Here is a 25972-nt window from a genome sequence, read left to right on the forward strand (position 1 = left end):
TCCTCTGTTACCTCTACTGTCGATTCTCTTTTTTCCAGTTTTGCCTTGCTCTAATTGAGTAAATTTGAGAAGCTAGACGATATTGTTTCATTTTAATCAATAAAAAAGGCAGCATTCTAGGTGAAAAACATTTTCGCAATTTCACTTGTCGGATGGCATGAGTAAAAATCGGATCTGCTAAAATGCCTTTCATTGTTTTGATTTTACTATCACACGTGTCGGGATTATTTAAAGAATAAACTTCGCGGACCATCATGATATTAAAGTGCATCAAGATATAATAATTATAGGCTTTTTTTATTTGAATTGATTCATGATTTATTAATCTTTGAGTCGAATACAACGCATCAATATACTTTTTTGTTTTATCTCCCGAAAATGTTCGCATGACAGAATTTGGATTGAGCGTATAATCATACACCAATTCAGGGCAAAGGCAAATCGACTGAATAAAGCGCAAATAATTTAAAGTGAAATCGCTGTCCTCTGCAAAAGAAAGGCGCTTATTAAACCTCACGTCATTTTCTTTAACGAGACTTGCCCTAAACAATTTTCCCCAAGCCTGCATATACTTCGTTGGATTTGCAATCATCTGAGCTTTTATGCTTTCAATTTGTTCTTTTGAAAAGAACTGACGTTGCTGCGATACTGGCCGTTTCTCATCCCCTGCAATGTGTCCATAACAATACAAATCTGACCGATCTGTTTTTGCGTCCGCTATCAAAACATCTATTTCTTTTTTATTAATTGAATCATCTGCATCAACAAAAGAAATATACCGCCCACTTGCGTGCTCAATGCCACAATTTCTCGCGTTTGAAACTCCCTTTTCAGATTGAAAAAGCAATATATTATTGTATTTATTCTTTTCTCGTAGATTCAAAGCACGTTGATAGGTTTGATCAGTGGATGCATTTTCAACAATAATAATTTCAATTTCCTTTGCGTGAGCTTCGGATACCAAGCTGCAAACCGCTTTTTCTAACGTCTTTTCATTATTGTGACAAGGAATGATAAATGAAATCAATGGCTTCGACATTAAAAACTTCCTTCATACCTTTTATGGAAAAATTTTGCCTTCAAAAAAGCGCCGCCTTTTTTAAACCAATTGGTTTTTTCCATATTGGCGTAAGGCAGTTCCTTTATTTCAGCTTGGTCGATTTGTTTCGTTTTGACCTGATACTGCAGCCAAACATTAAAAATAATTTCACTGATTCGGCCAGGATACCGCTGCTGAAAAACCGACAACTGCGAACTGTCTATTTGCTTTTCAAGTTCAAATAAAATATCAAATAACCATGTGCAATATCGATCTAAATCTTCTTTGCGCATGATCATCATATTAAACATGTATCCGGATCTTTGCTGAATCACCTGATCGAACGTCTCTAAATAATCTGGATATTTTTCGGAAATTATCTCGCGGGTTTTGTCTAGCTGTTCGATATAATGTGTGTGTGCATAATGAGATGCCAAAGTTTCGATATAATAATGTCTTTTCTGAGGTACAAAAATACGGTATTTATTCAAATCAGAAGCAATCTGTTGGTAAGTTAAGATTGAATCAAAACGATTCTTTGGTTTTGTACCATCGGTAAAGTGACGCCTATAATGAACCAGCCCAATATAATCCGATTTTAAATTTTTCCAAGCCCAATATAAACCAGTCAGTTCACAATATCCTCCATTTTTTTTTGAGATATTTTTACCAATATTATCCTTCATATAGCCAAGGTCAAGCGGTTTACCTTGTCCATCTGTTTTCCCTTCCGCGCCAACATGAAGCGGAAGATACATAGGATCGTCAGGCATGCGATATTTTTTATGTGTCGCTACAACGATCTGAATGCGTTCATTGACATCTTTCATGTTCGTATTCTCCCACTTATTATTCTGCACCTTCATGGCTGAAAACCACTTTGATTGTCTTCAGTATTAATTTAAAGTCCAATCCCAAACTCCAATTTTCGATATAATACGCATCTAATCGCACAACTTCTTCAAAATCCGTGATGTCCGACCGACCGGTCGCCTGCCACATACCGGTCAGTCCCGGTTTAGCCGCCAGACGTTTTAAATGATGCATATCGTATTGCTTGTATTCTTCAAGTGTTGGCGGGCGCGTGCCAACCAAGGACATGTCCCCTTTGAGCACGTTAAAAAACTGCGGCAGCTCGTCAATACTCGCCTTCCTTAAGAAATGGCCAATCGGAATGATCCGCGGATCGTTGTCCATTTTGAACATCAATCCAGACATTTTGTTCTGCGCCATCAGTTCCTTTTTGCGTTCTTCCGCGTCCGGGTACATCGTCCTGAACTTGTAAATTTTAAAGGTTCTGCCGTTTCGGCCGACGCGTTCCTGAGCAAAGAAGATCGGTCCCGGCGACTGATGCTTGATAATCGGTCCGAAAATAATCAAAGAAATGCCAGTAAAAATCAAACCGACCAGTGCGCCAACAATATCGGTCAAGCGCTTGATGACCAGTTTCCACTGCGGCACCGCGCTCATACTCGACGTCATCACGCTGAGCCCGCCTAATTTGTGAAAGCTTTGATTCGGGATTTCGTCACTGAACTGCGGCATGGCCACGTGAACCGTCAGCCCGGCATTGACAAACAGCTTAATCAACTGCTCCGCCGACTGGTTTTTATTGTCAATATCGAGAAAAATCTCGTCGACGATGTTTTTCCGTACGTATTCAAAAACGGTACTCATTTCGCAGACGATCGGCACATCGTGAAAGGTTGCGCCCACCTGATCCTTGACATCGTAGAAAACCAAACCGCAAAGATTGTAGGGTCTGTAAAAATTCTGCTGAAGGTTATTGACCGCAGATTCCGCGTTTTCTCCCGTTGTGATCACGAGCATCTGGCGTTCTTTTTTTGATGCCCGGATTCTCCGCCGCACCAGCCGCTTCCAAAGCACACGTTCTGTGTAATTGAGGACGATGGTCACCGGAATCATCGATACGATAATCACTCGAGAATAGTAGTAGGAGTTCTGCATCAAAAACATCCAGAAAATCAACAGCATGATCGTCACAAAGGTATGGATGCAGACCGACTTAAATTCCACGTACCGGTCCCGATATACAATATTGCTGTAGGTCGACGAGAAAAAAGCCGCGATAATGTGCGCAGGGACAATCGCAATCGCCATCCGCTTGTAAAGCGGTGGAAACGGGAAAAAGACCCCTATCCTATAGGCGTAAACAATAAAAAAGGAGAGTTCAAAAAACACCAGGTCCAGCAGCAGAAAATCCAGATGCTTGACCCAGCTGCTCGTTTTTCTTTTGTACATGTATACTCCGATCTAAAAATTGTCTATTTAATGGTATGCGTGTATTATATCACGGCTCGAATTAAAATCAAAAAATCAATTTAATCTGTTGTTAAGCCTTATTCGTCGGCAAGTCCTTTGTCCCGAATGACTTGGATCACCGAATCAACGAGTTCTTCGCACTGCGCCTTGGTCTCTGCTTCCACCATCACGCGGATGAGCGGTTCCGTCCCAGACGGTCTGACGAGAATTCGGCCGGTATCACCCAACAGATCGGCGACACGCTGCACGGCCTGTTTGACGTCCGGATCATTCTGCGCGGCCTCTTTGTCCGCGACACGGACGTTTTTCAAGACCTGTGGATAAATGTAAAGTGGCTCGACAATTTCAGAAAGTTTTTTCTTCTGACCGATCATAGCCTGCATGATTTTCAAACTAGTCAGAATACCATCGCCCGTGGACGCGTACTTCGAAAAAATGATATGCCCCGACTGTTCGCCGCCGATATGGCAACCATGCTTGGACATGTATTCGTAAACGTACTTGTCGCCAACCTTGGTTTTGGCGTAATCAATGCCCAGCTGATCAAAGGCCTTGTAGAGCCCAAAATTAGACATCACCGTCGTCACGACTGTGTTGTTGACGAGCTTATCCCGTTCCTTCATATAACGGCCGTATAAATACAAAATATGGTCTCCTGTCACGACGTTGCCTTTTTCGTCCACCGCGAGGCAGCGGTCGGCATCTCCATCGTAGGCAAAGCCCACATCCATGCCGTGTTCGACGACGTATTTTTGAAGCCCTTCGATATGAGTAGAGCCGGCGTTAGCGTTGATATTTAATCCATCTGGTTCAGCGTTAATTACGGAAACCGTCGCGCCCAAAGCGTTGAAAACCGACGGCGCGATATTCCAGGCTGAGCCGTTGGCACAGTCCAACGCCACTTTGATGTCCTTGAAAGAGTACACGCCAAGGGAAATCAGATAACCGATGTAACGGTTGCGGCCCGACGCGTAGTCGATCGAACGGCCGATCTTATCCCGCTTCGCTTTTGGGATTTCGCCGCCCCAAGATTTTCCGAATACCGTCAAATTACCGTCGATATAGGCTTCAATCAGATCGATCACTTCCGGATCCATTTTTTCGCCGTTGTGATTGATCAATTTGATCCCGTTGTCGTAATACGGGTTGTGGCTGGCCGAAATCATGATGCCGCAGTCGAATTGATCCACCCGGGCGATATAAGCAACCGACGGCGTCGTGGTGACGTGCAGAATATACGCATCGGCGCCGGACGCGACAATGCCGCCGACGAGCATCGATTCAAACATGTAGCTCGAACGTCTCGTATCTTTGCCGATGACAATCTGCGGTGTGGTCGCGTCACCTTTTTGTCTGCGCAGTTCGCCGTAATACCAGCCTAAGAAACGTCCGATTTGGTAAGCGTGTTCCGCATTGAGCGTCACATTTGCTTCTCCTCGGAAACCGTCAGTCCCAAAATATTTTCCCATTGTTCCTTGTCTCCTCGAATCTTAAACCTTACACAATGACAAAAAAACTCCGAAGCCTCAGCCTCGGAGTTTTTTATGTCAATTATTCGCCCATCTGTTTGGCAACTTCTTCAGCGAAGTTTTCCTGCTTCTTTTCGAGACCTTCACCCATTTCGAAGCGGGCAAAACGACGAATCTTGACATTTTCGCCAATGTCCATGATCTGTTCCTTGACCAAATCGCCAATCGTCATGTCCGGATCCTTGATGTAAGGCTGATCCAGCAGGCAGATTTCCTTGTAGAATTTCTTCAGTCGGCCTTCTACCATTTTTTCAACGATTTTTTCCGGCTTACCTTCGTTCAATGCCTGAACCTTCAGAATTTCGCGTTCCTTCGCGACTTCTTCTTCCGGCACGTCATCTTCGCTCAAGTATTTCGGATTTGCTGCTGCAATGTGCATGGCAACGTCCTTTGCGAAGCGCTGGAATTTATCAGTCTGTGCGACAAAGTCGGTTTCGCAGTTGATTTCGACCATTGCGCCGATGCGGCCGCCCATGTGAATATAAGAAGCGACAACGCCTTCAGCTGCAATTCTGTCAGCCTTTTTAGCGGTCTTCGCCATTCCCTTTTCACGCAGGATGACGATCGCTTTTTCCATATCGCCGTCGGCTTCGGTTAAAGCTTTTTTGCAGTCCATCATGCCGGAACCCGTTTTTTCGCGGAGTTCCTTAACCATCTGTGCTGTAATTTTCATTGAATTGTTTCCTCCAATATCAAGTGAGAAGCTTATTCTGCGTCTGCTGCTTCTTCAGCTTCCGCTTCTGCTGCAGAAACTGGAACATTTTCTTCCTGTTCTTCTGCCGGTGTCTGTCCCTGTTTGCCTTCGATGACCGCGTCGGCCAGAATGCGAAGGATTAATGCGATGGCGCGGATTGCGTCGTCATTGCCTGGGATGATGTAGTCGACATCGTCCGGATCGCAGTTGGTATCGACAATGCTGACGATTGGAATGCCGAGCTTCTGTGCTTCGCGGATCGCGATGGCTTCCTTCTTGCAGTCGATAACGACAATGGCGCCCGGCATGCCGTCCATGTCTTCAATCCCGCCGAGGAACTTCTGCAGTTTTTCGCGTTCGCGGACGAGACCGATGACTTCTTTCTTCGGCAGTAAATCAAATGTGCCGTCTTCTTCCATCCGTTTCAGATCTTTGAGACGGTTGATGCGTTTATTGATGGTTTCCCAGTTGGTCAGGGTGCCGCCGAGCCAGCGGTGGTTGACGTAGTATTCGCCGCAGCGTTTTGCTTCAGCTTCAATACTGTTCTGCGCCTGTTTCTTTGTACCGACGAATAAAATGTGTTTGCCGTCAGCAGCTAAATCGCGGACGAAATTGTAAGCGTCGCCGATCATGGTGACCGTCTGCTGTAAATCGATGATGTAGATCCCGTTTCTTTCAGTGAAGATGTAGGGTTTCATCTTCGGGTTCCATCTGCGTGTCTGATGGCCGAAATGGACACCAGCTTCCAATAATTGTTTCATTGTGACAATAGCCATTTTTGTACCTCCTGGTTTTTCTTCCACTTCCGTCTGCGGAGCGCGCGACTCAAAGAGCACCAGCGCATTCCTCAGGAAATGTGTATATTCACAACTTGTACAGTATATCGTAATCCTGTGGGCTTTGCAAGTTAAATCAAATATTTTTCGTAGCTTTTTTCGTTATCCTTCGGTTTGAACACCGAATCGACGTAGGCTTTTGTAACGGTGAAGGTGTCTTCGTCGTAATCGCTGGCGTAGAACGAAATTTCTTCGAGCAGTTCTTCAAAAACGGTGTGCAGCCGGCGGGCGCCAATGTTTTCGTCTTCTTCATTCTGCTGGAAAGCAATTGCCGCCACTTCCTTCAGCGCCTCTTCTTCGAATTTCATTTCGATGCCTTCGGTGCGCATCAGGTAGGTGTACTGCTTGACGATCGCGTTTTCCGGCTGAGTCAGGATCTTGACAAAATCCTCTTCGGTCAGGCTGTCCAAATGCACGGACACCGGGAAGCGCCCTTGGAGTTCAGGGATCATATCTTCGACGTTGGCGACGTTAAAGGCACCGGCGCCGATGAACAGCATGAAATCCGTTTTAACCGGTCCGTATTTAGTGTTGACCGTACTGCCTTCAACGATCGGCAGAATATCGCGCTGGACCCCTTCTCTCGAAACGTCCGGACCGCCGCGGCTGGCGCCGTTGTCGATGATTTTATCAATTTCGTCGATGAAGATAATGCCGTTCTGTTCCGCTTCGCGAATCCCCGTTTCGTTGACTTCGTCCATATCGATCATCTTCTGGGCTTCCTGATTGGCGAAAGCGTTGCGGGCTTCTGAAATTTTCATGGTCCGCTTTTTCTTTTTCTTGCCGCCCGGCATCAGCCCGTCGAAAATATTGCCGATTTCGATACTCATGTCTTCGCTCATGCCGGCCATGACGCCGATAGATTTGGTCGCGTCGTCGTCGAGCTCGACTTCAATCCGTTCGTCCTCGAGCTTTCCGGCCAAAAGATCTTTGCGCAGGTCTTCACGGCGCGTTACAATTTCAGCAGATGCCTGTTCGTCAGACGCGCTGCTGTCGTCAGCCGGCTGATTGATCTGGCCGTTGCCGGACAATAGTTCAAAAGGATTGACCAGCTTTTCTTCTTTTTTCTGTTTTTTGTGCTGCGGCACGAGGACATCCAGAATCATTTCGTTGGCGCGTTCTTCCGCCTTTTCCCGAACCTCGTCCATTTTCTGCTGTTTGACCATGCGGATCGATGTCGTCACAAGGTCGCGGACCATGGATTCCACATCTCGTCCGACGTAACCCACTTCCGTGAACTTCGTCGCCTCGACCTTGATAAACGGCGCGGACACCAGTTTGGCCAGTCGTCTCGCGATTTCGGTCTTCCCTACACCGGTTGGGCCCATCAAGATAATGTTTTTCGGTGTGATTTCGTCGCGGATTTCTTCGGGCAGCAGCGAACGGCGGTATCGGTTGCGGATCGCGATAGCCACCGCTTTTTTGGCCTTATCCTGTCCGATGATGTAGCGGTTCAATTCCTGGACGATGACCCTCGGCGTCAGCTCTGCCTTCGTTCTTTTTTTAGTCATCAGCGCCTTCTCCCTGCTCGTCTAATGTGAGCACCTTGATGTGGTCGTTGGTGTACACACAGATCCCCGACGCGATTTTGAGAGCTTCTTCCGCAATCTGAGCCGCATCCAAATCAGAATGCGCTTTAAGCGCTCTGGCTGCCGCCAGCGCGTAATTGCCGCCGGAGCCGATCGCCGCGATTTCGTCATCCGGTTCGACGACTTCGCCGTTACCTGAAAGGATTAATAGCGTTTCTTCATTCATGACAATCAGCAGCGCCTCAAGCTTGCGCATCACCTTGTCTTGACGCCAATCTTTGGCCAGCTCCACGGCTGCCCGCTTTAAATTGCCGTTGTATTCTTCTAATTTATGTTCAAACATTTCACACAGCGTGAAGGCGTCGGCGACAGAGCCGGCAAACCCGGCCAGCACCTTGCCGTTGTAGAGCTTTCTGACCTTCTGCGCGGTCGCCTTCATGATGACGCTTTCGCCCATCGTGACCTGACCGTCTCCAGCGATGGCCACTTTTCCATTATGCCGAATGCCGACGATTGTTGTTGCTCTTAACATCTTCTTCTCCTTTTTCTGTCATTTTACTTTTACTGCCGCCCGGACGTTTTTCCGGCTCTCCATCGCATTGGAGACAATAAACGCGCTTGCGCTTCCCAAGTCCCTTTTGGAACATGGTGTTGCCGCAATGCGGGCATTTTTCAGCCACCGGCTTATCCCACGTCACGAAATCGCACGTTGGATAATTGCTGCAGCCGTAAAACGTCCGACCCTTTTTCGATTTGCGCTTAACTAGATCGCCGCCGCATTTCGGGCAGATGCCGCCGGTCTTTTCGAAATAGGGCTTCGTGTTTTTACATTCCGGATAATTAGGGCAGGCTAGGAACTTGCCGTACCGGCCTTCCTTGATGACCATGTGAGCGCCGCACTTGTCGCAGATCACATCGGTCACTTCTTCTTTGATTTCGATTTTGTCCGCGTGTTCCTGAGCGTGATCCAGCTCTGCCTTGAAGGGGCCGTAAAATTCCTTCATGACCTTGACCCAATTTTCCGTGCCGTTGGCTACGTTGTCAAGCTCTGTTTCCATCTTCGCTGTAAACTGCTGATCGACAATATCTGGGAAATAGTCTTCCATCATATTGGTGACTGTGATGCCCAGCTCCGTTGGCTTGAAGCGTTTATTTTCCGTTTCGACGTAGTTGCGGCTTTTGATCGTCGCGATCGTCGGCGCGTAAGTACTCGGCCGGCCAATGCCTCGTTCTTCGAGAAGCTTGATCAATGACGCTTCGTTGTAGCGAGCCGGCGGATTTGTGAATTTCTGTTCCTTGTGGATCTTTTCAAGATGGATTGGGTCCCCTTCTTCGAGCACTGGCAGCGGATTATCTTTTCTCGCCGCTGACGGCATGGCTCGAGTGAACCCATCGAACTGCATCGTGTCGCCCTTAACTCTGAATATCAAATGATCACAGGCGATATCCGCACGGGTGACATCGTATACGGCCGCCGCCATTTGACTGGCCACCATACGCTGCCAGATGAGCCGGTACAATTTATAATCCTCTGGCTCCAGCTGGGACTGCAGCTTCTCCGGCGTGTTGAACAGCGACGCCGGCCGAATCGCTTCGTGGGCGTCCTGCACGTTTTTATTCTTTTTCGCAGCGCGGTGCTGCTTGCCCAGGTATTTTTCGCCGTAATTTTCAGTGATGTATTGCTTCGCTTCGTCCACGGCCTCCGGTGCCAGACGGGTCGAGTCGGTACGGATGTAGGTCACGCGGCCGCTTTCGTACAAGCGCTGCGCGATGCTCATCGTGCGGCGGCTTGTGAAACCCAATGCCTTGTACGCCGTCTGCTGAAGGGTACTGGTCGTGAAGGGCAATGGCGGACGCTGCTGATTCTTTTTCTTTTGCACTGACGCGACGACCATGTCCGGATGCGCCTTAACGATAGCTTCCAAACGATCGGCTTCCTTTGCGTCTGGAATTTTCTTCGTTTTGCCGTCTTCCGAATAAAAAACCGCTAAAAATTGGCGGCTATCGCCCTGTTTAGACACGTCCAAATCGAGATTCCAGTATTCTTCCGGCACAAAGGATTCGATTTCCCGTTCTCTGTCGACGATGATCCGGGTGACCACCGACTGCACGCGCCCCGCACTCAACCCTCTGCGGACCTTTTTCCACAAAAAGGGGCTGATCGAATACCCGACCAAGCGGTCGAGCTCCCGTCTCGCCTGCTGGGCGTTGACGAGATCCATATCCACAGCGCGGACGTGATCGATCGCTTCGTTGATCGCCCGTTTGGTGATTTCGTGGAATTCAATCCGGCAGGGACTGTTTGGATCAATCCCTAAGGTGTTGGCCACGTGCCAGGAAATCGCTTCACCTTCGCGGTCCGGGTCAGTGGCCAAAAGCACGCGGTCGCTTTTCTTCGCGTCCTTTTTTAACTGCGCCAAAAGCTTGCCCTTGCCGCGGATTGTGATGTAATCCGGCTGGAAATCATTGTCAACATCGATGCCCAGACGGCTCTTTGGCAGGTCGATAACGTGTCCCATCGTCGCCTCAACCTGATACCCCTTCGGCAATTGCTTTTTGATCGTCTTCGCCTTGGCCGGCGATTCTACAATAACCAATGTCCGCATGGCGTACCTCAGTCGTTAGCTGGATGTTCCTTCAGCCACGTATCGCCAACGGCCTTGGCCACAGCCTTGGCCACTTCCGGATTAAACGGGTTGGGAATCACGTGTTCTTCGTCCCGTTCTTCATCAGTGACAATGCCCGCGATGGCGTAAGCTGCCGCCTGCTTCATCGATTCGGTAATGCGTTTCGCCCGGACATCGAGCGCCCCTCTGAAAATACCTGGGAATGCCAAAACGTTGTTGATTTGATTGGGATAATCGGAACGGCCAGTCCCAACGACGCGGGCGCCCGCCTTTTTCGCAAGATCCGGCATGATTTCCGGCACCGGGTTAGCCATCGCAAAGACCACCGCATCGTCATTCATCGACGCGACCATTTCTTCGGTGACGATATTCGGGGCTGACACGCCGATGAACACGTCTGCGCCCTTCATCGCATCTGCCAAATTGCCGTGCCGGTCGTTCTTGTTCGAGTGTTCTGCCAGCCAGCGCATATACGGATTAAGGTCCGGATTGTCCCTGGTCAATATGCCATTGATATCTGACATAATCAAATCGCCGACCCCCATGTTGATGAGCATCTTCGCAATCGCTGTGCCTGCAGAACCCGACCCATTGATCACAACCGTGACATCTTCAAGGCGCTTGTCGACGACGCGCATCGCGTTAATGATCCCGGAGGCGACGACGATGGCGGTGCCGTGCTGATCGTCGTGGAAAACCGGAATATCCAATGCAGCCTGCAGTTTTTCTTCGACTTCAAAACATTTCGGCGCGCAGATATCCTCTAAATTGATACCGCCGAAGGTCGGTGCGATGCGGATACCTGTTTCAACAATTTCGTCGGGGTCCTGCGTCGACAGACAAATCGGAAACGCGTCGACGCCGCCAAATTCTTTAAACAGCACGGCCTTGCCTTCCATAACTGGCATTGCCGCTTCGCCGCCAATATTGCCCAAGCCGAGGACAGCTGAGCCATCAGACAAGACAGCGACCAGATTGCTTTTCGCTGTGTAAGTGTAGACGTCATCAGGATTTTGTGCGATTTTGCGGCACGGTTCCGCGACACCCGGTGTGTAGGCGATGCTCAATTCGTCTTGATTAGTCACGGGCAGCTTCGATTCAACCGAAATTTTTCCATGATGGGCCTTGTGTACTTTTAAAGCTTCTTGCTGATAATCCACTTTTTTCTCCTTTTTTCTCTCTAATTATTGTTTCACAAATTTTTTAAATTGCTTGTAATTGTCGTTGTAAATGTCGAGATCGACGAACTGCTGACTGCCGTCGTCGATACCATCAATAAAGCCTCTCTGAGAATGCTGCCAGAACACCCATTGGTGATTGCCAGAAAGTTTCGGCGAGGTATTGGACAAATCGCAGATCCAAATCGTAATATCTTTGTAACTGCTCTTGATGTATTGGTTGTAGGTGTTGTAATTGGTATAAATGATCGGGTTTCGGCCCGTCTTTTTCTTGATTTTCTGAATTGCCGGTTTCAAAATGCTGTCGATTTTTCCCTGACTCGGCGGTGTCTTGAGGTAGGATCCGTAAAGTTCAAAGTCGATCACAGCCGGAAGCGCGTTGTCGTCTGACGGGACTGTGTTCAAAAAGTGCGCGGCCTGTTTGGCGCCGCTTTTGTTCAGCGTCAAGAAAAAGTACGCGCCGCGGTAAAGCCCCGCGTCGTCGGCACCGTCCCAATTCGTTTTGAATTGCTTGTCGACCAATGTCGTACCTTCTGTCGCTTTGATATAGGCAAATTTAAAGCCCTGATCCGCTATTTTGTCCCAGTCGATCTCGCCCTGATAGGCCGAAACGTCGATGCCGCGAACCATTTTTTTGTCATTTTGAATCGTCCAAACGACGACGGCAATGGTCACCGCAATGGCCGCTGCAACAATCAGAATCAAGATAGCCTTCCAGTGATTTTTAGCTTTCTTTATAAAAGAAGATGGTGTGCGCGGCTCGGGTATCTGCTCCATTTTAATCTCCTTTTTTCTTAAAATTCCCTGAGTTTATAATCTCAATTTTTTTAGTATAAACGCCATTCCTTAAAAAATCTTTATGTTATAATGTCTTGGATATTATTTTGCAGACTAAAGGAGATGTTCATCATGAAATGGGTTCACAATGTGGCAGCTTTTGCGCCTTCCAACCCCTACCTCGCTGATTTGGAGGAAACCACCTGGGAAGAAATCCCGAAGATTCACAAAAACGGTCAAGATTACGTCTACGTTTCAGTCAAAGACAACACAATGTACGACCGCTACATAAAAGGTGATCTTGTGATCATTAAGCTTGACGAAAATCCAGAAACCTCTGTCGTCGGCGACGCGCTGGTGCTCCTGCCAGACGATACGGTCTGTCTGAAACAGATTAAATTCGGGGCGAAAAAGGTCAAGCTGATCGATCGCAACGAGCTCGATCCAAAATCCGTCAGCTATCCGAAGGATCAGATTAAATGTCTCGGTGTCCCGACCTCCGTGATTCGCGCATAAAGAAATGCGCATAAAAAAAACAGACTTGAAAGTCTGTTATTTGCAAATGGTGCGAGAGACGGGAGTCGAACCCGTACGTACGAAGTACACACGCCTCTGAAACGTGCTTGTCTGCCTATTCCAACACTCTCGCATCGACGACTTCATTATAATAATCTTAATTCTAAAATTTGTCAAGACATTTTTTAAAAAACAGGAGATTTTATGACTAAATTTGAAAAAAACATCATTCGCTGGATCGTCATCGTCGTGATGCTGGTCTTCATTGCGATCGGCATTTACCGCGCCGTCGACAACAGGCGGCTGGTGCTCCGTGTCGAGCAGGATAAAAAAGTCATCCGCGTGCTGCCTTTGTCCAAGGATCACCGCGAGACCATTAAAAGCAAATACGGCACCAACACCATCGTCATCAAAAACGGCAAGGCCGACGTCACAAAGGCTGACTGCAAAAATCAGGTTTGTGTCAACAGCCGGAAAATTTCGAAAAACGGCGAAACCATCGTCTGTCTGCCCCATAAACTGATTTTGACTGTGGTGCCAAAGGGACAGGTTGCCGATGAAAAGTAGGACCCACCAGCTCGTCACCATCGCACTGCTGACCGCGGCGGCTGCGATTCTCGGCTACGTCGAATCGTTGATTCCCGCCTTCATTCCCATTCCCGGGATCAAGCTCGGCCTGGCCAATATCGTCACGATGTTGGCCCTCGCGCTTTTCAATCTGCCCGTCGCCTTTGGCATCGTCACCGCCCGGGTGCTCTTAACGGGGTTCATGTTTGGCAGTCTCTCGTCGATCCTCTATTCCCTTGCCGGCGGATGGATCAGCTGTCTGGTCATGGGAATGCTCACCGCGGTCAACCAAAAACGGGCGGTGCTCTTGTTTTCATTTTACGGCATTTCGGTATTCGGCGCCATCGCCCACAATCTCGGTCAGCTGATCGTGGCCTTCATCGTCATTCAAAACGTCCATCTGATTTTATACTACCTGCCTTTTCTGGTCCTCGCCGCCATTCCAATCGGTCTGCTGACGGGCTTTATTTTCGTCAAACTGCTTCCTCATCTTCCATTAAAAAAAGAGAAGAGATAAAAATCTCTTCTCAAATGGATGGCGAATGCTGTTATTCGTCGTCCTGTTTACGGTCACGAATGAATACCCTGAAGGGTGTTCCGTCAAAATCAAAGGTTTCGTTAATTTTATTTTCCAAATAACGCTTGTACGAAAAATGCATCAGCGAGCCGTCATTGACGAAGATCACAAAAGTTGGTGGCTTGATTCCCGTTTGAGAGCCGTAGTAAATTTTCAGACGGCGGCCATTTTGTGAAGGCGGTTCCTTCATCGCCACGAAATCCACGAGGGCTTCGTTGAATTTCGACGTCGGAATCCGTTTTTCGCTCTGGGCGACCACGTATTCGATCGTTTTGTAGATCTGCTCGACCCGCCGCCCCGTTTTGGCCGAAATGAACAGCATCGGCGCGTAGGTCATAAAGCTCAACGTGTTGCGGATGTCCTTCGTCATTTTTTGAACGGTTTTTTCGTCTTTTTCGATGGCGTCCCACTTATTCACGAGGAAAATCGTCGGGATGAATCGATTGTGGGCGATGCCGGCGATTTTCGCATCCTGTTCGGTGATGCCGGCACTGGCATCCACCAGCATCAGCACCACGTCCGCCCGATCGATTGCGGCAATGGCACGGATGATGCTGTAGCGCTCGACGTCGTCGTAAATTTTCTTTTTCTTTCGAAGACCCGCCGTGTCGATAAAAGTGTACGTGACGCCATCATGCTCGACCTTCGTGTCAATGGCGTCGCGGGTCGTTCCGGGAATATCGCTGACGATCATCCGTTCCTCGCCGATCAGCCGGTTGACCAGAGTTGATTTGCCCGCATTGGGCTTGCCGACCACGGCGACCTTCAAACTGTCGTCCGCATCCTGGTCTTCGTTGTAAATCGATTGGGTCCGGTCCACAATCACGTCGAGCAAATCGCCAAGGCCGAGCCCCTGCTCCGCCGAAATCGGGATCGGATCGCCGAGTCCGAGGTTGTAAAACTCGTACAGACTGCTTTCCATTTTCACTGAGTCCAGCTTGTTGACCGCGAGGACCACTTTCTTGCTGTTGCGTCTCAGCATACCTGCGACGTCTTCATCCGCCGCCGTCATGCCTTCGCGGCCGTCGACGATCATCAAAATCAGATCGGCCATGTCGATGGCCACCTCGGCCTGAGCCCGCATCTGCCGCTTGATCGTGTTGTTGGTTTTCAGTTCAATCCCGCCGGTATCCACGAGAGTAAAATGGCGGTTCTGCCACTCAGCGTCCGCAATGATGCGGTCCCGCGTGACACCTGGAGTATCCTCGACGATCGCTACGCGGTCGCCGACGAGACGGTTAAATAAGGTCGACTTGCCTACATTTGGCTTGCCGACAATCGCTACAATTGGTTTCATAATTGACCTCTATCTTATTTTTCTGGTTCATAGCCCGGCCCGTTGTCTCGGGCTGATGTGGGCAGATTCAGACAACGCTTGACAAATATTTGGCCGTCTGTCGGAACAATTTCCACTGGGCTGTCCCATTTTGCTTCCAAATCTTCAGTTGTGACATCGTCGAGAAACAAATGGGTTTGAAATTTGACCGCATTCTCCGGCACAAAATACCGATCACACAAGACTGCCTCTGGCTTTTGTTCGAGGATATCTTGCCCGGTGATCAGCCCGGAAACCGTGATGGCCTCGCCAAAAAAGCGGTTTTCGATATCAAACACCGAAAACGTCACCTCCGGCCACGTCTTTGTGATGGCCGCGCTGATGTCCCGCATCATTGGCGCCGCCAAGTGAGCTGTAATAATGCCAATGTGTGCTGGTGCTGCATTTACTTTCTCTACTTGAAGTGCTGCGATCATTTGCTCAGCCTCTTGTTTAAAGGCAGCCAGCATGCCGACGCCGTTATCCAATTGATTAAAGCTCTCGTAATATACCGCTTCCGGAATAGGAAGACCTGCCTTCAGGAAAAATTCATCCGCTGGGTACACAAAATGGGTCTGGTGCTTTTCGAGCATCTTTCTTTGAATATCCGAAATGATCGCAATGGTTTCTTTAGCCTTGTCCCGATCCACTGCGGCAATGTCCTGAAGGCCTTCCCGGTACTTCGTCAGACCGATGGGCACGACCGAGACGGTCTTCAGCTGCGGATAGAACGCTGCAAGATCGGTCAGCGTCTTTTTGAGATGCACGCCGTCGTTCCAGCCAGGACAGAGCACAATCTGCGCGTTCATCGCGATGTCGTGGTCCTTAAAAAATTGAAGCTCCTCGATGATATTGCCAGCAAACCGGTTGTGAAGCATCCTGCAGCGCAGTTCAGGCTCCGTGGTGTGGACGGAAATATTGATCGGCATGATGTGATAGCGGACGATGCGTTCCTTTTCCTCTGGACTCAAATTCGTCAGCGTGATGTAATTGCCGTAGAGAAAGGACATCCGCTCGTCGTCGTCCTTGACGTAAAGGGTGTCGCGCATACCGGGCGGCATCTGATCGATAAAGCAGAAGACGCATTGATTGGTGCATCGCCTGATCTGCCCGGCGTCCCGCTCGACAATCCCCAAGGATTCTTCTGGGTCTTTTTCGATGTCCAACTCCCAGATTTCTCCGTTTTGTTTTTCGATCGTCACGGTCAGCTCGGTATCGGCTTGAAAAAATTCGATGTCGAGCTCATCGATGACGGTGCTGCCGTCGATGGCAATCACAAAATCCCCGGGCTCAACTCCCATTTCTTCGAGAACAGAACCGGGCTGTATCCCGGGTATTTGATATTTCATGCTTGTTCTCCTTCTGAACAGTTTTCTTAATTAATGTTTTATGTCAGTGCCCGCTTGATATGGTATAATAGGGACGCTGGATCAGCAAGTCCATAAAGAGGAGTGCGCCAGATGGCAAATTTCCAACACAAAACAGAAGATAAACTTATTATATTATACGTGCTCAATAAAATCAAAACCGGATTAAGCCGCGAGCAGCTCGCTTACATCATTGTCCAAAACCTACAGATGCGCTACATCGACATCCAGGTTGACATCGACGAACTCATCGGCGAAGATCTGATTCACGACGAGAGCGCCGACGCCAAGCTTCTGATTACGCCAGATGGGTCCGAAATGGTCAAGCAGCTGGGCGACCGTGTACCAGAGTTCACGCGGGAAATGCTCTCCGCCTTTATCAAAAACAACAAATCCAAAATTTTCAAGGAAACCCGTACCGACGCCACCTACGAGGAAGTCAGTCCCGACGACTACCAGGTCACGCTGAGTCTCATCGAAAACAATATCAACTTGATGCGGCTGACTGTCTCCTGCCCAGACAAGGCCCAGGCCCTCGCGCTGTGCGATCATTGGAAGCGGCACACGCAGGAAATTTACGCGTCGGTGATGCAGAGTTTGATTGAGAGTAAGTGAGCCTATTTTTTTTACAATTCAGCCTATAAATAAAGGTCAGCGCAAAAGCACTGACCTTTATTTTATGGCCTGTTTCCCGTATTTTGCAAGGTACGCTTCGTAGCACAGCCCGCTTTTTTTCACTTTTTTCGCCAAATCCACGCCAAGGTAGCGCAGATGCCACGGTTCGTATTCGTAGCCGGTGATTTTCTCCGCTCCCTTCGGGAAGCGGACGATATAGCCGTAGTCCTGAGCGTGCGCGTCCACCCATTTGCCCGCATCGGTATTCGCGAAAGTTTGCTGAAGATCGCCTTCCAATTCTGCGCAGGTCAAATCCACAGCCAGACCGGTCTGATGCTCGCTTTCCCCCGGTTTGGAGGAGATGGCATTGGCTTTTGCCTCACCCATGCTTTGAACGTGCTGGTCGAAAATCGTCTTTTGTTCGGCGTAAGACCGGTAGCCCGAGTTGACCGACAAGGTGACGCCGTCGCGGCTGGCGGCGTCGAACATTTTGGTCAGCGCCTCTGCCGCTTCTTTTCGCAATTGGACAGGCCGTACACTTTTCAGCGACAGGCCGACTAAATCCGAGGGCACATAATCCGCCGAAAGCAGGTGATCCTTGTTGACCAGCTGCTCGATCGAGCCGCTCTCCGCCGCTTTATCGTTGAGTGTGACGACGGGGGCTGTCTTTTTTTTATTTTGGGTCTGTTGACCTTGTGATTGACTTTTGATGAAATGCAAGCTTGCCGTGCTGAGAAAAACAATCAGCATCAGCAGCCCAATGAGGAGCCATTGACGCCGCTTGAGGATGAATGCATTCCGCTGCTCTTTTCTCATATGGTTTGTCTCATTCTATGTGTTTTTTTTATTGTAACACATCCGCCGATTTTATCCAATCATCGACAAAAATGACATTTGATTGGATTCCGGCAGATCGGACAGACAGCCGAAGCTTTGCAGTTTTTCCATATTGGCCTTGTTGACGTGGGCGCGGTTCTGCATATCTTCCATCGACATAAAGGGCTTCTTCTGCGCTTCGTCGTAAATGTTTTTCGCCACCACTTCGCCGAGGCCGTCCACCGAAATCAACGGCGGAATCAGCGCGTCGCCTTCGACTCTAAAATATTTGTAGTGCGATTTGTACAAATCGACATTGCCGAATCGATAGCCCCGGCAGTACATTTCCCAGGCCAATTCCAGCGATACCAGAAGTTGCTGATCCTTGTTGGTTGCTTTATTGCCCTGGGCACGGATTTCCTCTAATTTGCGGTGCACCGCTTCCTTGCCGGAGGTCATGACCCGAAGGTCGAATTCCTTGGCGCGGATACTGAAATACGCCGCGTAATACGCCAACGGGTAATACACCTTGTAGTACGCGATGCGGAAGGCCATCATCACGTACGCCACCGCGTGAGCCTTCGGAAACATGTATTTGATCTTCTTGCACGAGTCGATGTACCAGTCCGGCACGTTGTTTTCCCGCATGTAAGGTTCTTCGTCGTCGAGCAGGCCCTTGCCCTTCCGGACGTGTTCCATGATCCAGAACGAACGCTCCGGCGCCAGCCCCATCGAAATCAACCCGAGCATGATGTCGTCTCGGCAGCAGATGACGTCTTTGATCGTCGCCTGTCCGCTTTCGATCAAGGTCTGGGCGTTGCCGATCCACACGTCGGTCCCGTGCGACAGCCCGGAAATCCGGATCAAGTCGGCGTAGGAAGTCGGCTTCGCGTCGAGCACCATCTTACGGACAAAATTGGTGCCGAATTCCGGCACGCCGCAGGTTCCCAGCGGAATGTCGAAGCTGTCGTCCTTGAGCTTAAGCGCTTCTGTCCCCTTAAACAGGCTGATGATGTTTTCGTCGTCTAAAGGAATGGTCGTTGGGTCCACACCGGTCATATCTTTCAGCATCTTCAAAATCGTCGGGTCATCGTGCCCGAGAATATCGAGCTTTAGCAGGCGCCCTTCGATGGAATGGTAATCGAAATGCGTCGTAAGGGTGCCGCTTTCCTTTTCATTGGCCGGGTATTGAATCGGCGTGAACTGGTAAATTTCCTTGTCCCTCGGCACGACCATGACCCCGCCAGGGTGCTGGCCGGTCGTCCGCGTCACACCGGCGACGCCGGCGATGAGCCGATCCATTTCCGCCCGGCTGACGACCTTGCCCCGTTCCTCGAGGTAATTTTTGACGTAGCCAAAGGCGGTCTTGTCCGCCAAGGTTGCGATAGTCCCAGCGCGATAGACCTTGCCCTTCCCGAAAATCACCTCGGTGTATTTGTGGGCTTCGCCCTGGTTATCGCCGGAGAAATTCAAATCGATATCCGGTTCCTTATCACCCTTAAAGCCCAGGAAGGTTTCGAACGGAATATCGAAGCCGTCTTTAGTCATCGGCGTGCCGCATTCCGGACAGTTTTTGTCCGGTAAGTCCGGCCCGACGCCGACCTTTGTGCTGTCGAACCATTCGGTGTGCTTGCACTTCGGGCAGACGTAATGGGGCGGCAGCGAGTTGACCTCAGTGATGCCGCAAAGCATCGCGACGAGAGACGACCCGACCGACCCTCTGGAGCCGACCAGATACCCGCATTCCCTGGAATGCTGAACCAGCTTTTTCGCAATCAGGTACAAAACAGAGTATCCGTTGCCGATGATGGATTTAAGCTCTCGGTGAATTCGGTCGGCCACAATATCCGGCAGCGGGTCGCCGTAAATTTCCTTGGCGCGCTTGTGGACCGAGTCGCGGATTTCGTCGTCTGACCCTTCGATGACCGGCGGGAAGGTGCCGTCAGGCACTGGCTTCACGTCGCCGATCATGTCCGCGACCTTGCGGGTATTGGTGACCACCAGCTCGTAGGCTTCCTCCGGATCTAAATAATTAAATTCATCGAGCATTTCCGCCGTGGAGTGATAATACAGGGGCGGCTGATAATCTGCGTCTTTGTACCCCTGCCCGGCCTGAAGAATGGCCCTAAAAGCCGCGTCCTCCGGCGCCACGTAATGCACGTCTCCAGTGGCGACGACGAGCTTGTGCTTTTCCCGCCCGAGGGCGATGATGGCCTTATTGATCTGAATCAAATCGTCATGGGTCAAATCGCCGTTTCGTTCCATAAATGCGTTGTTTCCCAAGGGCTGAACTTCGAAATAATCGTAAAAATCGGCAATTTGGTCGAGCTTGTGCTTCGGCACGTTTTCCTTGATCGCCGTGTAAAGCTCACCGGCCTCGCAGGCTGAGCCGATTAACAGGTGCTCTCTGTGGGCCGCAAGCAGGGATTTGGGCAGTCTCGGCTTTTTGTAGAAGTACTTCACGTGGCTGGCCGACACGAGGCGGTACAGATCGATGAGCCCCTCTTGATCTTTCGCGTAGATGATGATGTGGTAAGGCCGTTCGGTTTTGATCACCTGCTGCAGATCGATCAGGCCGTTGAGCGCCGTCGAGGTGTGCACCTCTTTTTCCTCAGCCAAGGCCATCAGGCGCACAAAAATCTTCGCGGAGCACACCGCATCGTCGATCGCCCGATGGTGGTGGCCCATGTCGATTTTGAAATAACTGGCCAGTTTCTTGAGGTTGTGCCGCGCAATCGACGGAATGAGTGTCCGGGCCATCGCCAGCGTATCGATGTAAGTAATCCCATTGGGAATTTGATATTTGGCCATGGCGAGGCTTAAAAAGCCCATATCGAAATTGGCATTGTGCGCCACGAGAATGCGGCCGTCTGCGTATTCCAAGAACTTGCGCAGTGCCTCTTCTTCCTCGAGGCCGCCAGCCACCATTTGATCGGTGATGCTGGTCAGCTCAGTGATTTTCGCAGGAATCTTGCGGTGCGGATTGACAAAGGTCTGAAAGGTGTCGAGAATGTGTTTATTCTTGATCCGCGCCGCCGCAATTTCGATGATGGCGTCGCGCCCTGGATAAAGACCGGTGGTTTCTAAATCGAAAAAGACAAACTCGCCGTCAAAGGGCTCGTCCTGATCTCCAGTCGTAATTTTGACGCCATCGTTGACCAAATAGCCCTCCAGGCCGTACAGAACCTTAATGCCAGTTCCCTTGGTTTCTTTCATGATTTCCGGATAAGCCTGGACGACGCCGTGGTCCGTGATGCCGATGATGTCGTGGCCGAAATCCTTGGCCTGGGCGACAATTTTTTTGACCTTGCTCACCGCATCCATCGCAGAATACTGGCTGTGCATGTGCAGCTCGACCCGCTTTTCCGGCGCGTCGTCCGTGCGTTTCGGCCGTTCAGACTCGTCCATTTCTTCGATGACCTTCGGCGAAAGCAGCTTTTCATGAGCGTATTCGTCGTAGGCAATGGTGCCCTCAATGTGCACCCACGTGCCATTCTTCAGCCGATCCTTGAGGGCGTCGGCGTTTTTCCCCGCGAAAATTTTACAGGAAATCGAACCGGTGTGATCGCTGACTGCAAACTCGAGCAGCTGTTTCTCGTTTCTGAGTTCCCGGCTTTCAAAATTGAAAATCTCGCCCTCGTAGCCGTGACGGTTCTTATCGAGAGTTAAGTTATCTTCAAAATCGATATCAGCCATCTTTTCGACCGGCACCGTGAATTTTTTGCCCAAAATCATCGGTCCTGTGATGGCGGCTTGGTCCTTATCCTTCGAAGAACCTGCTGCGGCGGCTGGTGCCCGGCGGGCCATCTCACGATTGTCCGCCAGCGCCTGCTGAAGGCGCACATCGAGGGCTGAAAGCGGCGCGCTAGGTTGCGCCTCTTCAGCTTCGTCAGCCGCTTTCTTTTCCTCCGCTTCGGCTGTTTTATTGTCGTCTACAGACTCGATGGACTCATGTTCTCCTGTTTCGGGAAGTGCGGCTGCCTCTAAATCAAAAGATTCAGGTGGAAGATCCGGGAGTTCCGGCGGCATCTCCGCTTCCAACGCGTCGAAATCAACCGGCGGCAGATCGGGTATATCCTGATCAGCCTGGCGCTTCGCCGAATCGAATACCACCGTCAGCGATTTTGCAAAATCAAAAATAGTGGAAAGTTCCATCTGAACCCCGGCCGCGTCGGGCTGGGATTCAGACTCTGTCTGAAAGACAAAGGTCAATTCACATTGACTTTCGGAAATTTCCACTCGTTTTGAGGTCATATGATGTTTTTCGCACAGGGCCTGATAGGCCTGCTGTTTTTGAGTCAGTTCATCCATATTTACATCTTTTCTATTTCTTCCATCATCGCGTCAACGATCTGATCTTCTCTGACGGTTCTGAAAATCTGGCCCTTCTTAAACAAGACGCCCTTGCCATTTCCGCCAGCGACGCCGATGTCCGCGGCTCTGCCCTCGCCTGGGCCGTTGACCACACAGCCCATCACCGCGACCTTGAGATTCTTGTGAACGTTTTTGAGACGCCGGTTCATTTCTTCCGCGATCCCGATTAAATCAATCTGCGTTCTGCCGCAGGTCGGACAAGAGACGACCGTGATGCCCTGTTCTTTTTTGTCAAAGCGCCCAGCGGATTTAAGGATTTCTCTAGCAGTCTCGACTTCAGTAATTGGATCCCCTGTGACAGAAACGCGGATTGTATCGCCGATGCCGTTTAAAAGCAGATAGCCCATCGCGACAGAGGATTTGACCGCCGCGCTGCGCAGTACCCCGGCTTCCGTGACGCCGAGATGAACCGGAAAATCGTATTTTTCTGAAAACATCGTGTACGCGTCAATCGTCATCAATGGATCAGAGGATTTCAATGAAACGACAATATCCGAAAACCCATCATCCAACAGATAAGCCATGTGCCGTTCAGCGCTTTCAACCATGCCCGCCGCTGTCGGACCGCCGTATTTGTCGAGCAGTTCCTTTTCCAGCGAGCCGCCGTTGACGCCAATGCGGATTGGCGTGCCATGTGCCTTCGCCGCGCAGACCACCTCGTGAACCTTTTCCCGTCCGCCGATATTGCCTGGGTTGATGCGCAGCTTATCGACCCCACCTTCAATGGCCTTTAGCGCGAGACGATAATCAAAATGAATGTCCGCCACCAGCGGAATCGAAATCCGCGCTTTGATTTTCGGAAGGGCTTCAGCCGCCGCTTCGTCCGGCACCGCCACGCGGATGATGTCACAGCCAGCCTCGGTCAGCGCCGCGATTTGGTTGACCGTCTGGTCCACATTGCGCGTATCGGTATTGCACATCGACTGAATGGCGATTGGATGGTCGCCGCCGATGACCACATTGCCAATTTGAACTGTTCTCGTTTTTCGTCTGTTAATCTTCATCTTTTCCCTCTAATGCAAATACCTCAGCACATCGTTGACCGCCACCACGACGGAGAAAACCATCAGGCAGGCAAAGCCGACGCCATTTAAAATCATTGCGGCCTTCGGCGACAAATCCCGTTTGGCGATCATTTCCGCTAGGGTTACAAGAATCTGGCCGCCGTCCAGCGCCGGGAAGGGCAGCAGATTGATAATGCCCAGGTTAACTGAAATCAACGCGCAGAACAACAAAAAGGACAGCACGCCGTGGCTCGCGAAATTGCCGACCATGCCGACCATGCCGACCGGCCCGGCGAAATCGTTAAGGGAAAGCTTGCCGACGATGAGCTGGTGCAGGCTCTGATAAATCGCGCCGCTGAAGGACACAAAAAGCTTGGAGCTGCTGACCAGCGAAGCGGGAAAGCTCTGGCCGCCCGCCAGATAAAGGCCAAACAAAATGATAAAGGCGAGAATCAGATTCATCAAAGGTCCCGCGAATAAAATGAGCAGCTTTTTGGCCTTTGAAATCTTCATAAAAGAGCGTTCCGGCGGCAGATCCTCCGGCACCCCGTATTCCTCAGCCAGCTCGCCGTCCGCGTCGTCCTCGCCCCACATTTGGCAGAAGCCGCCGATGGGCAGCGCGCGCACGGCAAAGACCGTCTCCTTTCCTTTATGGGAAAAGAGGAGCGGTCCCATGCCAATCGAAAATTCAAGAACGTAAACGCCGGCTCTACGTGCCGCAATAAAATGCCCAAATTCGTGAACCACGACGAGCACGGTCAGCATCACCAGCGTCAGGATAATCATTAAAGCAATATTCATAATTTAAAGTGTGGTAAAAGTCAGCATCGCGAAAAGGTACACAATCGGCAGCACGAAAATCACGCTGTCGAACCGGTCGAGGACACCGCCGTGTCCCGGCAGAAGCTTGCCGTAATCCTTGATGCCAGTTTTACGTTTGATCATCGACGCCGTCAAATCGCCAAACTGGGATACAATGCTCCCGACAACGCCTAAAATCGCGTAAGAAAAAATCGGCAGATCGAAGGAAAACTTCGCCCGCATCAGGATGCCGTAGGCTACGGTCAAAATTACGGCCGCAACGGTACCGCCTACTGAACCGGCTACGGTTTTATTCGGGCTGATTTCCGGGATCAGCGGCGTCTTGCCGAAAAACCGGCCGATGAAATAAGCCCCGGTATCCGTCACAAAGGCGATGATGAACACGAGCCAGAGGTAATACAGCCCCTGCGGAATGGCGTCGAACAGCTGCAGATGCCCCAGCATCAGCGGTACGTAAACCAAGCCAAAAACCGTCGCGATCGCGCGGTAAACGCTGTGTTCCTTCGAAAGGATTTCTGTGATAAAAACGACGATAAAGGAAATGAGCAGCGCCGGCACGGTGTACTGATAATCGAATTTCATCACAACGATCATAAATGCCGTGAGAATCAGCGGCAGCGCGTAGTGAATCGGCAGCTCCAGCTTTTTATTGACCGCGTGGACGTATTCGTGCATTCCGACCAGTGCCAGAAACAGCGTCAGGCCAAAGACAAAATAGCCGCCCAAGATGAGCAGAATCGCCAAAATGGGCACAAAAATCACTGCCGTAATAATTCGTTTTGCCATTTATTTAACCCCTCCATATCGTCTGTTTCGGTGCTGATATTCGACGATCCATTTGTAAAAGCATTTTTCGTCGAAATCCGGCCACAAAATATCGTCAAAGATAAACTCGGCGTAGGCAATCTGCCAAAGCAAGAAATTACTGAGCCGTTTTTCTCCGCTGGTCCGAACGACGAGGTCCGGGTCAGGCTGACCCGCTGTGTACAGATAGCGGTCGATGAGCGCTTCGTCGATATGATCCGGCGAAATGCCGTCGTCCGCGATGCCCTTTACCGCGTGAACCAGCTCTTCCCGTCCGCCGTAGTTGAGGGCCAGATTTAAGATCATGCCCTGGTTGTCCGCGGTGTCGTCCAACATTTTCTTCGCCGCCTTCTGAACACCTTCCGGAAGGCCTGACATGTCGCCGATCACTCTGACACGGATGTCTCGGTCGTTCATCGATCTGATTTCATTTAAAAAGTAGCGGATCGCTAAATGCATCAGTCCGGATACTTCCTCGGCACTGCGTTTCCAGTTTTCCGTCGAAAAGGCGTACAGCGTCAGCACTTCAATGCCCAGATCCGACGCCGTCGTGATCGCCTTGCGGACGGCCTTCATGGCCGAACGGTGCCCAAAAACGCGGGGCATTTTCCGCTTGGTGGCCCACCGGCCGTTGCCGTCCATAATGATCGCGACGTGCCGAGGCAGCCGCGATTCGTCGATATTGTAACCGTCTATTTCCATA

Annotated in this window: 23 protein-coding genes and 1 tRNA gene; 4 read left to right on the plus strand and 20 right to left on the minus strand. The window is 50.2% G+C overall.

What is annotated here, in order from left to right; genetic code table 11:
* Positions 1-13: 13 nt before the first annotated feature.
* The 11 genes from QZX60_RS02195 to QZX60_RS02245 all read right to left on the minus strand — a co-directional run bounded on the left by QZX60_RS02195 (position 14) and on the right by QZX60_RS02245 (position 12492).
* A complete protein-coding gene (locus QZX60_RS02195; protein WP_295360835.1) occupies positions 14-1039 on the minus strand; it encodes a glycosyltransferase family 2 protein in 1026 nt (341 codons plus the stop codon).
* Positions 1039-1869: a DUF4422 domain-containing protein gene (locus QZX60_RS02200; protein ID WP_295360837.1), complete on the minus strand. Its 831-nt coding sequence runs from the start codon at positions 1867-1869 to the stop codon at positions 1039-1041. The genes QZX60_RS02195 and QZX60_RS02200 overlap by 1 nt, the downstream gene beginning before the upstream one ends.
* Positions 1870-1888: 19 nt before the next feature.
* On the minus strand, positions 1889-3301 hold the full coding sequence (locus tag QZX60_RS02205) for a sugar transferase (RefSeq protein ID WP_295360839.1): 1413 nt from the start codon (positions 3299-3301) through the stop codon (positions 1889-1891).
* 98 nt (positions 3302-3399) lie between these two features.
* Entirely contained in the window at positions 3400-4791 is a 1392-nt protein-coding gene (glmM, locus tag QZX60_RS02210; protein WP_295360841.1) for a phosphoglucosamine mutase, read from the minus strand.
* 82 nt (positions 4792-4873) lie between these two features.
* On the minus strand, positions 4874-5524 hold the full coding sequence (gene tsf, locus QZX60_RS02215; protein WP_295360844.1) for a translation elongation factor Ts: 651 nt from the start codon (positions 5522-5524) through the stop codon (positions 4874-4876).
* A gap of 32 nt (positions 5525-5556) precedes the next feature.
* Positions 5557-6321: a 30S ribosomal protein S2 gene (gene rpsB / locus QZX60_RS02220; protein ID WP_295360845.1), complete on the minus strand. Its 765-nt coding sequence runs from the start codon at positions 6319-6321 to the stop codon at positions 5557-5559.
* A gap of 131 nt (positions 6322-6452) precedes the next feature.
* Positions 6453-7892 (minus strand): ATP-dependent protease ATPase subunit HslU, encoded by a 1440-nt coding sequence (hslU, locus tag QZX60_RS02225; RefSeq protein WP_295360848.1) that lies wholly within the window; start codon positions 7890-7892, stop codon positions 6453-6455.
* Positions 7885-8442 (minus strand): ATP-dependent protease subunit HslV, encoded by a 558-nt coding sequence (hslV, locus tag QZX60_RS02230; protein ID WP_295360851.1) that lies wholly within the window; start codon positions 8440-8442, stop codon positions 7885-7887. The genes hslU and hslV overlap by 8 nt, the downstream gene beginning before the upstream one ends.
* Complete coding sequence (gene topA / locus QZX60_RS02235; protein WP_295360854.1) at positions 8405-10516, minus strand: type I DNA topoisomerase; 2112 nt, start codon at positions 10514-10516, stop codon at positions 8405-8407. Before topA ends, hslV begins: the two co-directional genes overlap by 38 nt.
* 8 nt (positions 10517-10524) lie before the next feature.
* On the minus strand, positions 10525-11697 hold the full coding sequence (locus tag QZX60_RS02240; RefSeq protein ID WP_295360855.1) for an NADP-dependent malic enzyme: 1173 nt from the start codon (positions 11695-11697) through the stop codon (positions 10525-10527).
* Between the two features lie 24 nt (positions 11698-11721).
* The gene (locus QZX60_RS02245; RefSeq protein WP_295360858.1) at positions 11722-12492 is read right to left on the minus strand and encodes a glycoside hydrolase family 25 protein; all 771 of its coding nucleotides are present in this window, start codon (positions 12490-12492) and stop codon (positions 11722-11724) included.
* Between the two features lie 132 nt (positions 12493-12624).
* On the opposite strand from QZX60_RS02245, the gene QZX60_RS02250 reads away from it, so the two are divergent.
* Positions 12625-13008: a S24 family peptidase gene (locus tag QZX60_RS02250; RefSeq protein WP_295360861.1), complete on the plus strand. Its 384-nt coding sequence runs from the start codon at positions 12625-12627 to the stop codon at positions 13006-13008.
* A 47-nt stretch (positions 13009-13055) separates the two neighbouring features.
* Here QZX60_RS02250 and QZX60_RS02255 read toward each other — a convergent pair.
* Positions 13056-13141: transfer RNA gene (locus QZX60_RS02255), tRNA-Leu, on the minus strand.
* 71 nt (positions 13142-13212) lie between these two features.
* Between QZX60_RS02255 and QZX60_RS02260 the strand changes: the two genes are divergently transcribed.
* Both QZX60_RS02260 and QZX60_RS02265 read left to right on the plus strand, forming a co-directional pair.
* Positions 13213-13575: a NusG domain II-containing protein gene (locus QZX60_RS02260; protein ID WP_295360862.1), complete on the plus strand. Its 363-nt coding sequence runs from the start codon at positions 13213-13215 to the stop codon at positions 13573-13575.
* Positions 13565-14092: a Gx transporter family protein gene (locus tag QZX60_RS02265; protein WP_295360864.1), complete on the plus strand. Its 528-nt coding sequence runs from the start codon at positions 13565-13567 to the stop codon at positions 14090-14092. Before QZX60_RS02260 ends, QZX60_RS02265 begins: the two co-directional genes overlap by 11 nt.
* Before the next feature lie 31 nt (positions 14093-14123).
* Here the strand turns inward: QZX60_RS02265 and der are convergent, their stop codons facing one another.
* Complete coding sequence (gene der / locus QZX60_RS02270; protein WP_295360955.1) at positions 14124-15452, minus strand: ribosome biogenesis GTPase Der; 1329 nt, start codon at positions 15450-15452, stop codon at positions 14124-14126.
* A gap of 11 nt (positions 15453-15463) precedes the next feature.
* Positions 15464-16816 (minus strand): DUF512 domain-containing protein, encoded by a 1353-nt coding sequence (locus QZX60_RS02275; RefSeq protein ID WP_295360867.1) that lies wholly within the window; start codon positions 16814-16816, stop codon positions 15464-15466.
* A 111-nt stretch (positions 16817-16927) separates the two neighbouring features.
* Between QZX60_RS02275 and QZX60_RS02280 the strand changes: the two genes are divergently transcribed.
* Positions 16928-17449 carry a DUF4364 family protein gene (locus tag QZX60_RS02280; protein ID WP_295360870.1) on the plus strand — a complete coding sequence of 174 codons (522 nt, stop codon included), beginning with the start codon at positions 16928-16930 and terminating at the stop codon, positions 17447-17449.
* A 57-nt stretch (positions 17450-17506) separates the two neighbouring features.
* Here the strand turns inward: QZX60_RS02280 and QZX60_RS02285 are convergent, their stop codons facing one another.
* Genes QZX60_RS02285 through QZX60_RS02310 form a run of 6 tightly spaced genes read right to left on the minus strand, consistent with a single transcriptional unit; the run spans position 17507 to position 25971 of the window.
* Positions 17507-18265, minus strand: coding sequence for a M15 family metallopeptidase (locus tag QZX60_RS02285; RefSeq protein WP_295360872.1), 759 nt, complete (start codon positions 18263-18265; stop codon positions 17507-17509).
* 51 nt (positions 18266-18316) lie between these two features.
* The gene (locus QZX60_RS02290; RefSeq protein ID WP_295360875.1) at positions 18317-22576 is read right to left on the minus strand and encodes a PolC-type DNA polymerase III; all 4260 of its coding nucleotides are present in this window, start codon (positions 22574-22576) and stop codon (positions 18317-18319) included.
* Between the two features lie 2 nt (positions 22577-22578).
* Entirely contained in the window at positions 22579-23643 is a 1065-nt protein-coding gene (ispG, locus tag QZX60_RS02295; protein WP_295360878.1) for a flavodoxin-dependent (E)-4-hydroxy-3-methylbut-2-enyl-diphosphate synthase, read from the minus strand.
* Positions 23644-23652: 9 nt separating this feature from the next.
* Positions 23653-24444 carry an RIP metalloprotease gene (locus tag QZX60_RS02300; RefSeq protein ID WP_295360881.1) on the minus strand — a complete coding sequence of 264 codons (792 nt, stop codon included), beginning with the start codon at positions 24442-24444 and terminating at the stop codon, positions 23653-23655.
* A 3-nt stretch (positions 24445-24447) separates the two neighbouring features.
* Positions 24448-25251: a phosphatidate cytidylyltransferase gene (locus QZX60_RS02305; RefSeq protein ID WP_295360884.1), complete on the minus strand. Its 804-nt coding sequence runs from the start codon at positions 25249-25251 to the stop codon at positions 24448-24450.
* Positions 25252-25971: an isoprenyl transferase gene (locus QZX60_RS02310; RefSeq protein WP_295360887.1), complete on the minus strand. Its 720-nt coding sequence runs from the start codon at positions 25969-25971 to the stop codon at positions 25252-25254.
* Position 25972 lies beyond the last annotated feature (1 nt).

The sequence above is a fragment of the uncultured Pseudoramibacter sp. genome, from assembly GCF_903789625.1.
GTDB classification, from domain to species: domain Bacteria; phylum Bacillota; class Clostridia; order Eubacteriales; family Eubacteriaceae; genus Pseudoramibacter; species Pseudoramibacter fermentans.